Origin of the sequence: Chryseobacterium oranimense (assembly GCF_900129755.1) — a bacterium.
In the GTDB taxonomy this organism is placed as follows: Bacteria; Bacteroidota; Bacteroidia; order Flavobacteriales; family Weeksellaceae; genus Chryseobacterium; species Chryseobacterium oranimense.
This window is the reverse complement of the sequence record NZ_FQWT01000006.1, coordinates 43924-57868: the sequence shown is the minus strand read 5'-3', so window position 1 is coordinate 57868 and position 13945 is coordinate 43924. Positions and strand designations below refer to the sequence as shown.

Genomic DNA, 13945 nt, shown 5'->3' with positions numbered 1-13945 from the left:
GTTAAGTGGAAGATCGAAGTTTTCCGGAAATTGGTGAATGATAGTTTTCATGCTATTTTTTTAGTTTTTTAATTGAATATTGTAATGATATTCGATGTTATTTTTCCTAACGGTGTTAATTATAAATTCAAAAAAAATTTACAAAGACTTAACGAAAGCAGAAACAGTTTCGTCTAAAGTTGTTTTATTCATTGTAGAAGGGATATCTGCATTTCGCATCATCATAATAGAGATCAGTCCATGTACCGCTGAAAACAATGCGTGAGACATATGACAGGCATTCTCTGTATTGTTTCCGTTCTTCTTGATAATGTTGTAGGTACATTCATAGATCAGGTCCTGGAATGAAGAAAATTCTTCTTTCATCTGGCCTTTACCGCTGCACTGCATTCCCAAACCAAACATCAGCTGATAATATTCCTTATTCTTAAAAGCAAAGTCCCAGTAAGCATCCACTATAGCAATAAGCTGCTCTTCCGGAGTGTCAAATTTTCTCTGTGCTTTTAATAATTCTATGTGAAGACAATGGAAACCATTAATGGAAATTTCATATAAAATAGCTTCCTTGTTTTCAAAATAATCATATACTACAGGAGCGCTGTATTCAATAGCATCTGCTATTTTCCGCATCGAGAGTGATGCCCAGCCCTCCGTTTTAGCCAATCCGAAAGCAGCCTGCAAAATGTTTGCACGGATGGATTCTTTCTCTCGTTGACGGCGTTCGTGTAAGCCCATGATTTTTATTTACTAACAGTGTTAGCAAAACTACAAACTTTTAAACATATCTTCCAAATGAAATTTAATATTTAACATTTAACGCAAGTTTATAAATTCCTGAATTGGCTTGTATTAAAAGAAACTTTATCTTTGTGGGCAAAGAAATAAAGGATATGAATACTCCCTCAAATATGCTGGCTCTAGGAACAAAAGCTCCTTTTTTTGAGCTTCCGAACCCATCGAAAAATAACGAAATTCAGTCTCTGGATGAGCTGAAAGGAGAAAAAGGAACGCTGGTGATCTTTATGTGCAACCATTGCCCGTTTGTACTTCACGTGATCGATAAGATCAATGAGCTGTATGAAGATTATAATGATAAAGGAATTGAATTCATCGCAATCAACGCCAACGACGTAGAAAAATATCCGGCAGATTCTCCGGAAAAGATGATCGAGTTCCAGATTGAGAGAAAGTTTGATTTTCCTTATTTATATGACGAAAGCCAGGCTGTAGCAAAAGCTTATGATGCTGCATGCACACCGGACTTCTATTTCTTTGATGATAAACTTGACCTGATCTACAGAGGACAGATGGATGATTCAAGACCGGGAAACAATAAAGATGTAACCGGGGAGGATCTCATCATTGCTTTTGAAAATCTTTTATTGGGTGAACCGCAGGAAGAGATCCAAAGACCAAGCATGGGATGCAATATTAAGTGGAAGTAATAGAGTTTAAAGTTCAAGGTTTAAAGCTTAAAGTTTAAAGTTTTGAATATACTTATCATATAGCTGTTCTTTTTTAAGAGCAGCTTTTTATTTAGTATGGTGGATTCTTATAGTATTAGCGGTGTCATGCTGAGCGGAGTCGAAGCATTTTCATATATGGTATTATTCCGCAGATAGCGCAGATGTTTGAGAATAAAAATCCGCATAATCTGAAAATCTGCGAGAGATAAAATAATACGTTACTTATTTTGTACTGAAAAAATCCCAGCAGATTATAGATTATTGTTTTTAAGAATAGTAAGATGCTTCGACTCCGCTCAGCATGACAATGGCAAATTGAAAACGTATTTTCTAAAAACCAGCCGTAACTTTCACCTCATTTTCAACCTTCAGATCTACATTCACTTTATTGTGGGAGAAATTCTTTATAAACTCAGAAGGCGTCTTTTCCGTGTACTTTTTAAACATCCGGTTAAAATAGGTTACATTATTAAACCCGCAGCTGTAACTGCACTCTGAAATACTCTTATCCTGCGACATCAGCAGGCAGGCTTTATTGATGCGGTACCGGTTCACAAATTCTGTAAAAGTGATCTGAGTCGCCTTTTTAAAAAAGTTGCAGAAAGCAGGGAGGGTAAGATTGGCAATTCTGGCTACATCTTCAATGTTGATTTCCTTGTCATAATGATGTTCTACATAAGTGAAAATATTCTCCAGCCGGGTTTTATTTTTTGAGATAATGGTATACGGCATAATTTCTTTGTTCAAAAGATCATAATCTTCACATTTAGAAAGTTCAAATAAAATCTCAAGTAAAAGCAGATACCTTTTGTAGCCTTCCGATTCCAGCATCAGTTTTAGTTTGGGAAGCATTATTTTTTTGATTTTGTGGTGAAAGTGGATTCCGTATTTGGAAAGTTCCAGCAGGTTTTTGATAGATCTTGCTTCCACTTCCTGTTGGGGAAACTGAAGAATCTCTTCCCTGAACTGAAGTACGATCTCCTCATGCGGGTCCGTAGAATTCAATCCAAAACCCGAGTGCGGAATATTGGAACCGATCAGTACAAGATCACCGTTCGTATAATTACTCTTATGATAGCCCACGTGGCGAGTCCCGTTTCCTGATATAACGCATACCAGCTCAATTTCGGGATGGTAATGATACTCCCATTTGAATTCTGAGATCGGCGAATTGTTATGAAGCGTGCGGAACGAGCTTTTTGCATTGGGAATAATTCTTTCAAAACTGACTTTCATTTCATTAATCGTATTTATTCAATAAAAATACGAATTATATTAATATAGTTCAAATATTGATTTATTGTGTTAAATTAATGTTAAGCGAAATGCCTCTATCTTAGCCGACAAGAAATGATCTCCATGAAAAATTTCAATATTAAAGCTGTATTATTTTTAAATTATTTCGTTTTCGCTATTCTTTTGAATTCCGTGGGAACTGTGATTCTGCAGGTACAGCAAAACTTCGGAATTTCAAAATCTTCAGCCAGTGTTCTGGAAGGTTTTAAAGATCTTCCGATTGCCATATGTTCCTTTATTCTGGCATCGTTTCTGCCCAAAATAGGGATCAAAAATTCCATGCTCATTGCCCTTTTCCTAGTGAGCTGCATGTGTTTTGTAATGCCGTTTGCAAATGATTTCTGGTTTTTCAAGCTTTTATTTGCTATCGTAGGAATTTCTTTTGCTTTAATAAAAATATCGGTTTTTACTTCCATAGGTCTTGTGACGGAAACGGATAAGGAGCATTCAAGTTTTATGGGTTTTCTGGAAGGCTTTTTCATGATTGGGGTGCTGGCGGGAAATGTACTTTTCAGCTTATTTATAGATGATCATAACCCGAAATCTACCCAATGGATGAATGTATACTGGGTGTTGGGATCGCTTTCAGCATTGTCGTTCGTGTTTTTATTCTTTTCAAAATTAAATGAGAGTGAAGCCAGAAGTGAGAAAACGGATTTGCTGGGTGACCTTAAAAACAGCATCAGCTTATTCAGCTATAAAAAAGTACTGTTTTTTCTTCTGTGCGCTTTCCTTTTCGTATTGGTAGAGCAGAGTTTTCAGACCTGGACGCCTACTTTTTATAAAGAAATTTTAAAGCTGCCTACTTCCATGAGCATCCAGGCCGGAGCGGTTTTAGCCGGAGCTTTTGCTCTGGGGAGATTTTTATCCGGATTTTTCTCCAAGAAATTCAGCTGGATCTATGTGGTTTCTTTCTGTGTAATTGGTTTTGCCGTAAGTATACTTTTGGTATTGCCTTTAACCCACAATATTAAGATCAGTGAAGGAACTGGCTGGTTCAATGCTCCTTTGGTAGTGTACTTATTTCCGTTGATGGGTGGCCTGCTGGCACCTATTTATCCGAGTATCAATTCTGTGATTCTGGCATCCATTCCAAAATATCTGCACAGTGCCATGTCCGGACTCATCGTTGTTTTTTCTGCCATAGGAGGTACAATAGGGTCTATGATCACAGGTTTTGTGTTTCAGGAATTCAGCGGGCAACAGGCATTTTATCTTTCACTGATACCGCTTTCCCTGCTGATTATTTCAGCCATTTTCATGAATAAATTAAAAATAAATCCTAAGAAATAATAATGAATAAACAGCTTTACATAAACGAAATTCAGGTTCTTTTTGATGATGTTCAGAGAGCCAGAATCTTTGAAGATCAGAAGATGATGACGGATGCAGTTCCTATGTTTCCTGTTTCGGAGATCAATGCGGAATATGAAAAGGAAAAAGGAAATGCAGAATTTAATCTCAAAGATTTTGTGATGAAAAATTTCGATTTTCTCGGAGCCAGAGTTTCAATTCAAAGAGAAGATCAGCTGCCGATTGATCAGCACATTGAAAAGCTCTGGGACGAATTGACCCGTACAGCCTATGAAGAAAAAGGAACACTGTTGAAACTTCCAAAGCCATACATCGTTCCGGGAGGCCGTTTTAATGAATTTTTCTACTGGGACAGCTATTTCATTATGCTGGGATTACAGGTTTCCGGAAGAATAGAAATGATGGAAAATATTGTGGAAAACTGTTCTTATCTAATCCAGAATGTAGGTTTTGTTCCGAATGCAAGCAGAACCCACTTCCTGAGCCGTTCCCAGCCGCCTTACTTTTCGCTCATGCTGGATCTGATTTTTGAAACGACAAATGATCAGAGCATTTACATTAAATATCATGACACTTTGGAGAAAGAATATGCTTTCTGGATGAACGGGGAAGAGTGGCTTGAAAACGATTCCACCGTGAAAAGAGTGGCAAAAACGAAAAACGGGGATATTCTGAACCGGTATTATGATGCGGAAAATACACCACGCCCTGAAAGTTACCTGATTGATATTGAAGACAGTGAAAATACGGGTGAGGAATTTTACAGAAATATAAGAAGCGCCTGTGAATCCGGCTGGGATTTTTCCAGCAGATGGTTTGCAGACGGAGAACATATACAGACCATAGAAACGCTGAACATAGCAGAAGTAGACCTGAATAGCCTTTTATGGCATTTGGAGAAGACTTTAGCCCAATCTTCAGCGCTTCAGAACCTGGCAGATAAAGAAAATTATTTTACTGAAAGAGCAGCAAGACGCAGACAGATGATCAATACCTACTTTTGGGATGAAAACACTGAATGTTATAAAGATTATCACTTAAAAAAACACAAAAACACACCGTCTGAACATATTGCTGCTCTTTACCCTTTATTTCTCGGACTGGCAGATCAGGCGCAGGCTGAAGCTGTTGCTAAAATCATTTCAGGTAAATTTCTTTATCAGGGAGGACTGGTAACGACTACAAAGAAAAGCGGCCAGCAATGGGATCTTCCGAATGCCTGGGCCCCTTATCAATGGTTAGGATTTAAAGCAATGAAAAATTACGGCTTCGATAAGCTGGCTGAGGAAATAAAAAACAACTGGTGCGGAAATGTGGAAAGGGTTTACAGCAACACCGGTAAATTAATGGAAAAATATAATGCACTGGACACTGAAACCATTGCAGGTGGTGGGGAATATCCGAATCAGGATGGATTCGGGTGGACCAATGGGGTTTATCTCAAATTAAAACAAAACTAACTATATAAAATCATGCTATGAAAAAAAGATCGATATTTTTAATGGCTGCCACCGCTACGCTTTATTTTAACAATGCGTATGCCCAGGAAACGCCCCAGGACTCTATCAAGACGTCTTCCATAGATCAGATCGTTATTACCGGAAACTCGGGCCCGAAGAAGAAAATAGAATCCAGTACGGCTATTTCCACTTTTACAGCAAAGGAGATTCAAAAGCAGAATCCGATCAGTGCTGCAGCGCTTTTGCAGAGAGTTCCGGGTTTTGCCGTGGAGACTTCAGGAGGTGAAGTAGGAAACAACCTTTTTGCAAGAGGTATTCCTTCTGCCGGAGCTTACGAATTCGTACAGGTTCAGGAAGATGGCCTTCCGGTTTTTGAAGACGGGGCGCTTCAGTTTGCCAATGCAGATAACTTCTTCCGTGTAGATAATTCAGTAAGCCGTTTAGAGGCTTTGCGAGGAGGCTCAGGTTCCATTTATGCCACTAATTCTCCGGGTGGTTTGATTAACTTTATTACTAAAGAAGGGAGTAATGATTTTAAAGGAACAGCTAAGCTTGAAACCAGTACTTACGGCCTTATGCGTACCGATCTGAACGTAGGCGGTGCTTTGGTTCAGGATAAACTGTTCTTTAATGTTGGCGGATTCTACCGTACAGATAACGGAATCAGAAAGACGGGCTTCAGAGCCAATAACGGCGGACAGATCAGAATGAACCTTAAATATGTCTTCGATAAAGGCTATGCTAAAGTATATTACAAAAAACTGGATGACAGAAACACTTTCTTCTTACCAATTCCTTTGACGCAAAACGGAAATGATTTAAAAGAATTTCCCGGTTTCGATCCGAACTACGGAACTTACAGCTACAGGACAATCAGTCAGTTGAATATTCCTCAGGCAGGAGGCGGTTTTTTCAGCAGGAACCTGGAAGACGGAATTCATCCGAAAGTTGATGTTTTAGGAGCTGAATTTAAATATGATCTTGGGAATAACTTCTCTGTTTTAAACAAAACAAGGTATACCAATATCAATATGAATTATACAGGGATTTTCCCGGCAGGAGGCCCTCAAACCGGGGCAGGCTTTGCAAATGCCAATGGAATAACCGGAAATAATTATCAGTATTCATTAGTAGGCAGCGGAGCAGTTGTAAATCCGGCTTTTGTTCAGGAACTGGGCTTCTGGGCTATTGATAAGCAGATGAATAATTTTGTGAATGATCTTCAGTTCAATTATAAATTTGATAAAGGAAATGTAACGGCAGGCTTCTATAAATCTAACTGGAAATCTCATCAGTACTGGAACTGGAGTAATATTCTGACAACAGCAACAGATAAGCCACAGCTTCTTAATTTAGTTGATACTTCTCTTACTCCAAATTCTACAGGTTATTCTAAAACCTATAACGGAGTTACGGATATGTCTTTCCTGTTAAGAGATTCCCAGGTTCAGGGAAGTTTGAATGATCTTTATGCAAATCTGGATTATAACGTTACAGATAATTTAAGTATCAATGCAGGTCTTCGTTACAGCCGTGATTTCTACAAAGGTTATTCTGTAAATACCACAACTGCCAATCTCAATAATTCCGGACTGACCACTGATGGAACACATAGCTTCGCTACTACAACAGCAGATGATAATATGAGTGTTCTGGGAAATAAATATAACTACTGGAGTTATGATATTGATAAGGTTTCTTATACCTTAGCTACCAATTATAAAATTAATAAGGAAAATGCTGTTTACGCCCGTTTTTCTCACGGATTCAGATCACCAAATGAAGAGGCATATTATAATTATTTTACCACCCCTAATCCTGATCAGCCGTTAAAACCTGTATTAACCAATCAGGTGGAAGTTGGGTATAAATATTATTCGAGAACGTTTGATGTTGCGGTGATTCCTTTTTATTCAACACTTAAAAACCTTTCATTTACAGATGTATTCTCTAATGGAACCTCTGAAAATACGTTTGCCAATACCAAAAATTATGGAGTTGAACTTGAAGGGTATGCGAGATTGTTTAACAATATATTGGAGCTTACTTTCAACGGAACCATTCAGAATCCAAAATACAGCGGATTGGAAGAAGGAAGCCTTTTGGAAGGGAATGTGGTCAGAAGAATGCCAAAACTGTATTTTAATATTTCACCAGCTGTGAATATTACAAAACAGTGGAGAACCTATGTGAGCTATAATTACTATGGAAAGCGTTTCCAGGATCAGTTGAATGTTCAGACTTTACCGTCATTCAGTGAATTTGGAGCGGGAATGTCTTATCAGCTTGGAAAAATCCGTTTTGCAGTTGATGGAACAAATATCTTCAATACAATCGGTATTACAGAAGGTGATCCAAGAGCAGGTTCTCCAACCGGAGACGGAACTATTATGGCGAGACCAATTATGGGTGCTGCCGTAAGAGCTTCCATCGCATTAGATTTTTAATACTTATATTTTCTTCATAAAAAACCGTCAGAATATTTTTTTCTGGCGGTTTTATTTTGGATTGTAAATTTTTTTAGAGCCAAGAGCCAAGAACCAAGATGTCAGATTTCAGACATCAGACTTTCACCCGCAACAATTAACCTCGCATCCCGCACCCCGAACCTCGTATCGCCCTTTATTTAAAAAACGGATTATACTGCTTCTCGAACCCAATCGTTGTAGGATTTCCATGGCCTGAGAAAACCTGGGTCTCATCATCCAAAATGAATAATTTATTCGTGATACCGGTGATCAGCTGGTCATAATTTCCCTTATAAAGATCTGTTCTTCCGATGCTGCCTTCAAACAGGACATCACCTGAGATCACGAATTTCTGACCTTCATTATGATATACGACGCTGCCCGGAGAGTGCCCCGGAACGTGATAAATTTTAAATTTTTCTCTGTCCAGTTCAAGTTCTTCACCTTCTTTAACGTATACGATATCTGCTTTTACAGGATCTACAGAGAATCCGAATCTCATTCCGCTTGCCTGAAGCATATCCAGTACTTCTTGATCATCCTGGTGCATATAAACGGGAACCTTAAAGGTGTCAAAAGCCCATTGTAATCCTAAAACATGGTCAATATGGGCATGGGTAAGAAGAATCTTTTCAATTTTCAGCCCGTTTTCAGAAATGAAGCTTTCAATAGCTCTGGTTTCCTGTTCGTTCATATTTCCCGGGTCAATCAGCCATGCATTTTTATTTCCGTTGTAAAGGATATAGGTATTTTCGCTGGCAAAATTGAATACGAAACCTTGAATCTGAAGCATATTGTAATATTTTATGGAGACAAATTTAGTTACAAAAGTTCTGTATTAAAATATTTGAGCTGATTTTTAATTGAAATATTTAATAAGATTCTTTGACTTTGCTCAGAATGATATAGTATAAAACTATTTTATTTCTTGTCATTCTGCTGTTTAGAATATATAATTAAATAAATTTTCTAAAACTGATTGGTGTACCCATAAATTATACATAGATAATAACTCCAGTAATAAAATTGCCCCAAACGCAGAAACAGATCCTGATGTAGTTTTATTTTTAAATAAATATCTAAGATAAAACACACAACATGTTTGGACAATAATAAATTCTATAATATACATTTCTTTATTTTTAAGTTTTTTTGGAAGAATTCCTATATTATTAAAGCAATTTATTAAAAAGATCATAAATTGTTTTGATTGTAAATATGCCAATTAATACTATTAGAGTATACATTCCTGCTTTAGGTTTTATCCATACATTTTCTTTAAAATATTTACTTTTTGAGACATAATTTATACAGATAAATAGGACTGCAAAATTATAAATCAACTCTAATATTAATAATGTAATTATATTAGGTATAATATCTGAGAAGATATATTCAAAAAGATACGCTAGAATTAATAGTAAACAAACGACAGGAAAGAAATAACTGCTATCAAATATTTTTCTCATAAAATTAATTACTTAATGTTGTGTCTCTTCAGTACTGAAAGGTATAATAAATCCTTATTTGGTCTTTATTTTTGAAGTTACTTATTTATACTAAAACTTTCACATCCTCTATGGTTTAAAATTGATTTTTCGCTATCTTCGTCATAATGAAAACTTTGCGAATACTTTTACTTTCTTTAAGCGGACTGGTTTTTGGACAGAACATCCAGAGTATACAATTATTCAATCCGCAGACGAACGATGAAACACCTGTTATCAAATTCGGTGAACAGCTGGTTTTAAGCTTTGATGACCTTACGAATGCCAGTGAAATCTACAGATATACCATCAAGCATTACGACAGAAACTGGAATGATGACAACCTGTTTTTTACCCAGTTTGCAACAGGAAGTCTGAACGGGCTTCTGGATCAGTTCCAGTATTCATTCAATACCCTGCAGGCTTATACTCATTATAAGCTTACCTTTCCCAATGATAAAATACAGCCGAAAATATCAGGAAATTTTGAGCTGATTGTGTATAAAGATTCGGCGGACAGACCTCTTTTCAAGAGACGCTTTTATCTTGTGGAAGATGCGGCAACCGTTGCTTTGAATATTTCAAGAATAGCAGATGCCAAGAATCCCAATATTAACCAAAGGGTAGAGGTAAAAGCCACTTCAAAGGGAGGAGACCTTTCTTCCAATGTTAATTCAATGACTTTGAATGTCATGCAGAACAACAATCCCAATGTGGTGGTTAATAATTTGAAACCAAGTGCTACCTTAGGAAATCAGCTGCTTTTTCAGCAAATGAACCTGACATTTCCGGGCAACAACGAATTCTATTATTTTGATAATAAGAATATGAATATGGCTGCAGATATGGTAAGCGCTACAGAGCTGAAGGATGGAGTAAACCAGACTTATCTTCATCCTGTCTGGGCTTTTCCACTTAATTATCAGTATCAGCCTGATGTGAACGGTGCATGGTACTACAGAAGAAATGATCTGGGGCTGGAAAGAAATGCTGAAAGGGAAGCAGATTATTCATGGGTTTATTTTTCTTTGGATTCCGATCCTGTAGATAAGGAAATTTATGTACTGGGAGGTTTCAATGATTTTAAGCCAAGCAAAGAAAATCAAATGCAGTACGATGCTGCCAATAAGAAATATGTAGCCAAAATATTTCTGAAACAGGGGTTTTATAATTATATCCTTGCTACAAAAGAAAGTAACGGATCCCTGAACTTTGGAGAGATAAACGGCAACTTCTGGCAGACTGAAAACCTGTATCAGGCATTTTTGTATTATGCACCTTTCGGACGTAATTATGACGGATTGATGGGATACGGTGAATTCAGAACACCCGTAAGATAATTAAGATAATATTTACAAAATAAAAAAACCTTATAGAAATTATAAGGTTTTTTTGCCAATGGCATATAAATATAATAATAGTTTTCAGGTTGTTTTTTGTTAATTTAATTCTTTAAAAATAGCTGTTATAAATAAATTTTCTTCGTTTTCGAAAACGTAATGAATAATTACAGGAAAGTTTTCCATTTTATTTACTGCAATTTCACTTGACTTTATTGTGGAAGTTGTCAGGATATTATTGATGGATACTTGAAGTTCTTCAAGAAAATCTATCCCTTTGTTTTCTTTTTCCGTATTAAAAACTCGCATAAGCAGCCTTATGTCATTTTTGGCAATCGAAGAGAGCAGAACGTTCATTTTCTAAGCACAGTTCATTTTCAGGTCAGAAATATTTTCATAAAAGTCAAGTTTTGTTTTTGGATTTTCCTGATGAAACTGAATTCTGTACAAAACTTCGTCAATCTGAAACTGGGGAACAGATAGCCTGTTTTGGATTTCTAAATTCTCAACCACTTTTGCTAAGGTTTCCAGCAATTCGGGTGTAAAGTTTTCAATCTTATGTACTAAAATTTTGGCTGTTGCATTCATCATTTCTAATTTTTGGCGTTAAAGATATTGTTTTGTTGGGGTAAAGGTAAGAAAAAATATTAAATATTATATATTTTATTAAAATTTATAGGGGTATGTTTGTTTATTTTTAATTTTTTCTTTGATTGTAGTATTTTTTTATGGGGGGTATTGTTATTTTTTTAATCAATATTCTTTTTAATCAAATTTTGTAGAAGATTATTTCTTTTTAATTGGATAAGGAAGCATGGTTATTTTAATCAATATCCCTTTAGAGAGAGATATTTTTAAACTATGATGTATAAATGATTGGACAATACCTTTATTGATAGGATAATCGATATTATGCAATACATATCGAAAAAAATATTTCATAAAATGTAGAATTATATAAAAAATATTAGTCTATAATTTTTGTAGAGATAAAAATATTTTGAATTAATTGTAATGTTTTTAAAAAATAGTTAAATTAAAAATAGTTATTATGTTTATTTTTTAAATTTTATTTATTGGTATCATTGTTTCTTTACGAAAAATATATAAATTCGTTCTCACGTTCAAACAAAATAATATTTTATGAAAACAAAATTTATCTTTGCATTCAGTATTGCAGCCTCTGCCTTTGTTTTTGGGCAGGAAAATCCATCAAAATTAATCTCTGGTAAAAACGGACTTCATCCGGAACTGATCAGGTTCGATAAAAACGGACCAGATTTTAAGGGGAAACCAGTGTTATTTGATGAAACATCTAAAAGAGTTTCACAGGGACAAGGTTTAAGACTAGGCTCGGAGAAAGATGCGCTTGGTTTTGAAACCCACAGATTCCAGCAGACTATTAATGATATTCCTGTAGAATACGGAATGATGGCAGTGCAAACAAAAGGAGGCAAAGTTGTGGGAGAAACCGGAAAATGGATCCTTAAAGAACCTGCATCTGCAGAAAAAAAGCCGGCTATTTCTGAAAGCATTGCATTACAGAGTGCTCTATCCTTTGTAGGAGCCGAATCTTATAAATGGCAGAATAAAGAAGAAGAGGAATTCCTTAAAAACGAATCCAAAAATCCTAATGCAACCTTTGCTCCAAAAGGAGAACTGGTGTACTATTCAGATCCTTCTGATGAAAAGATGGCAGATCTTAAGCTTGCTTACAAATTTGATATCTATGCAGAAAAACCGTTAAGCAGACAATACGTTTTCGTAGATGCTAAAAATGGTTCAGTTTTAGGGGCAGATGCATTAATTCATGAAACCAATGCTCCGGGAACTGCTACGACAGCTTATAGTGGAAACAGAGCCATCGTTGCCGATTCCTATAATGGAAGCTACAGATTAAGAGAAGCGGGAAGAAATGCCGGAACTGCTGTAGAAACATACAATCTGAAAAAAGGAACCAATTATTCATCAGCTGTAGATTTTACAGATACGGATAACAACTGGAACAATGTAAACACCAATAAGGATCAGTATGCCACTGATGCACATTGGGGAGCTGAAATGACTCTGGATTACTACTACACGAAATTTGGAAGAAAAAGTATAGACAATAATAATTTTGCTATAAAATCTTATGTTCATTACTCTACCAATTATTTTAATGCATTTTGGGATGGTTCAAGAATGACCTATGGAGATGGAAGTTCTACGACAAACGGAGGTAAGCCGCTAACTGCTCTTGATGTTTGTGGTCACGAGATTACCCATGGTTTAACTACCAAAACAGCCAACCTTGCTTATCAGAGAGAGTCGGGAGCTTTAAATGAAGGTTTTTCTGATATCTTTGGGAATACTATTGAGCTTTGGGCGAGACCAACACAGGCAAGCTGGAAATTAGGAGAAGACTTCAGTTATGTGATCAGAGATATGGCGAATCCTAATGCTTACAGCCAGCCTGATACCTATAAAGGAACCTATTGGAAAGATGCGAGCAGTACTTGTACTCCTCAGGGAAATCCAAATTTGCCGGGATATAATGACTATTGTGGTGTTCATACCAACTCTGGGGTGCTTAATTTCTGGTATTATTTATTGGTAAACGGTGGAACCGGAACTAATGACAAAGGTTTTGCTTATAATGTTACAGGAATCGGATTAGATAAGGCAGCCGCAATTGCTTACAGAACACTGACGACCTATCTTACTTCTTCTTCTACTTATGCCAACGCAAGAACTGCTTCTCTTCAGGCAGCAGCAGATCTATACGGAGCCGGCGGAGTTGAAGTTACTCAGGTTACCAATGCGTGGAATGCAGTAGGTGTTGGCGGAGGAACTTCTGCAGCTGGAAAAGTGGCAGCAACGCAGGCTATACTTTACACCATCAGCCCGAACCCGGCTACCGACAAATTTACTGTTGAATTTGAAGGAAAAGAAGGAAACGGAATTGTAGAATTAGTTGGTTTAACAGGGAAAAAAGAAATTTCTGAGAAAATCAAAATTATAGAAGGTAAAAATAAAGTAGATATCCAGCTTCCGTCTAATATGCTTTCCGGAGTATATGTAGTAACAGTTAATGGACAGAAAGCAGGAAACCTTATTAAAAAATAAATTTTA

Annotated in this window: 11 protein-coding genes; 6 read left to right on the top strand and 5 right to left on the bottom strand. The window is 36.5% G+C overall.

Annotated features, from left to right (window positions below):
• Positions 1-138 precede the first annotated feature (138 nt).
• On the bottom strand, positions 139-735 hold the full coding sequence (locus tag BUB03_RS17100) for a TetR/AcrR family transcriptional regulator (protein WP_040998246.1): 597 nt from the start codon (positions 733-735) through the stop codon (positions 139-141).
• Positions 736-890: 155 nt separating this feature from the next.
• Here BUB03_RS17100 and BUB03_RS17095 point away from each other — a divergent pair, with 155 nt between their 5' ends.
• A complete protein-coding gene (locus BUB03_RS17095; RefSeq protein ID WP_040998244.1) occupies positions 891-1445 on the top strand; it encodes a thioredoxin family protein in 555 nt (184 codons plus the stop codon).
• Positions 1446-1796: 351 nt separating this feature from the next.
• On the opposite strand, the gene BUB03_RS17090 is transcribed toward BUB03_RS17095, so the two are convergent.
• Positions 1797-2702, bottom strand: coding sequence for an AraC family transcriptional regulator (locus BUB03_RS17090; protein ID WP_073065461.1), 906 nt, complete (start codon positions 2700-2702; stop codon positions 1797-1799).
• Between the two features lie 123 nt (positions 2703-2825).
• On the opposite strand from BUB03_RS17090, the gene BUB03_RS17085 reads away from it, so the two are divergent.
• The 3 genes from BUB03_RS17085 to BUB03_RS17075 are packed head-to-tail and all read left to right on the top strand — an operon-like array spanning position 2826 to position 7983.
• Positions 2826-4055 (top strand): MFS transporter, encoded by a 1230-nt coding sequence (locus BUB03_RS17085; RefSeq protein ID WP_073065458.1) that lies wholly within the window; start codon positions 2826-2828, stop codon positions 4053-4055.
• Positions 4056-4057: 2 nt separating this feature from the next.
• Positions 4058-5536 carry a trehalase family glycosidase gene (locus tag BUB03_RS17080; protein WP_073065455.1) on the top strand — a complete coding sequence of 493 codons (1479 nt, stop codon included), beginning with the start codon at positions 4058-4060 and terminating at the stop codon, positions 5534-5536.
• Positions 5537-5553: 17 nt separating this feature from the next.
• Positions 5554-7983, top strand: a complete 2430-nt coding sequence (locus BUB03_RS17075) for a TonB-dependent receptor (protein WP_073065453.1) — start codon at positions 5554-5556, stop codon at positions 7981-7983.
• A 175-nt stretch (positions 7984-8158) separates the two neighbouring features.
• On the opposite strand, the gene BUB03_RS17070 is transcribed toward BUB03_RS17075, so the two are convergent.
• Entirely contained in the window at positions 8159-8797 is a 639-nt protein-coding gene (locus BUB03_RS17070; RefSeq protein WP_073065450.1) for an MBL fold metallo-hydrolase, read from the bottom strand.
• A gap of 822 nt (positions 8798-9619) precedes the next feature.
• Between BUB03_RS17070 and BUB03_RS17055 the strand changes: the two genes are divergently transcribed.
• Positions 9620-10831: a type IX secretion system plug protein gene (locus tag BUB03_RS17055; protein ID WP_073065444.1), complete on the top strand. Its 1212-nt coding sequence runs from the start codon at positions 9620-9622 to the stop codon at positions 10829-10831.
• A gap of 99 nt (positions 10832-10930) precedes the next feature.
• Here the strand turns inward: BUB03_RS17055 and BUB03_RS17050 are convergent, their stop codons facing one another.
• Both BUB03_RS17050 and BUB03_RS17045 read right to left on the bottom strand, forming a co-directional pair.
• The gene (locus tag BUB03_RS17050; protein WP_040998231.1) at positions 10931-11188 is read right to left on the bottom strand and encodes a hypothetical protein; all 258 of its coding nucleotides are present in this window, start codon (positions 11186-11188) and stop codon (positions 10931-10933) included.
• A 3-nt stretch (positions 11189-11191) separates the two neighbouring features.
• Positions 11192-11422 carry a hypothetical protein gene (locus tag BUB03_RS17045; protein ID WP_139258911.1) on the bottom strand — a complete coding sequence of 77 codons (231 nt, stop codon included), beginning with the start codon at positions 11420-11422 and terminating at the stop codon, positions 11192-11194.
• Positions 11423-11974: 552 nt separating this feature from the next.
• Between BUB03_RS17045 and BUB03_RS17040 the strand changes: the two genes are divergently transcribed.
• Positions 11975-13939, top strand: coding sequence for a M4 family metallopeptidase (locus BUB03_RS17040; protein ID WP_073065441.1), 1965 nt, complete (start codon positions 11975-11977; stop codon positions 13937-13939).
• Positions 13940-13945: the final 6 nt, after the last annotated feature.

What these genes read in the sequence shown, in the direction of transcription:
- BUB03_RS17080 (WP_073065455.1), top strand. Translation starts at nt 4,058, where the DNA reads ATGAATAAACAGCTTTACATAAACGAAATTCAGGTTCTTTTTGATGAT.
- BUB03_RS17075 (WP_073065453.1), top strand. Translation starts at nt 5,554, where the DNA reads ATGAAAAAAAGATCGATATTTTTAATGGCTGCCACCGCTACGCTTTAT.
- BUB03_RS17040 (WP_073065441.1), top strand. Translation starts at nt 11,975, where the DNA reads ATGAAAACAAAATTTATCTTTGCATTCAGTATTGCAGCCTCTGCCTTT.
- BUB03_RS17050 (WP_040998231.1), bottom strand. Translation starts at nt 11,188, where the DNA reads ATGAACGTTCTGCTCTCTTCGATTGCCAAAAATGACATAAGGCTGCTT.
- BUB03_RS17095 (WP_040998244.1), top strand. Translation starts at nt 891, where the DNA reads ATGAATACTCCCTCAAATATGCTGGCTCTAGGAACAAAAGCTCCTTTT.
- BUB03_RS17100 (WP_040998246.1), bottom strand. Translation starts at nt 735, where the DNA reads ATGGGCTTACACGAACGCCGTCAACGAGAGAAAGAATCCATCCGTGCA.
- BUB03_RS17070 (WP_073065450.1), bottom strand. Translation starts at nt 8,797, where the DNA reads ATGCTTCAGATTCAAGGTTTCGTATTCAATTTTGCCAGCGAAAATACC.
- BUB03_RS17055 (WP_073065444.1), top strand. Translation starts at nt 9,620, where the DNA reads ATGAAAACTTTGCGAATACTTTTACTTTCTTTAAGCGGACTGGTTTTT.
- BUB03_RS17090 (WP_073065461.1), bottom strand. Translation starts at nt 2,702, where the DNA reads ATGAAAGTCAGTTTTGAAAGAATTATTCCCAATGCAAAAAGCTCGTTC.
- BUB03_RS17045 (WP_139258911.1), bottom strand. Translation starts at nt 11,422, where the DNA reads ATGATGAATGCAACAGCCAAAATTTTAGTACATAAGATTGAAAACTTT.
- BUB03_RS17085 (WP_073065458.1), top strand. Translation starts at nt 2,826, where the DNA reads ATGAAAAATTTCAATATTAAAGCTGTATTATTTTTAAATTATTTCGTT.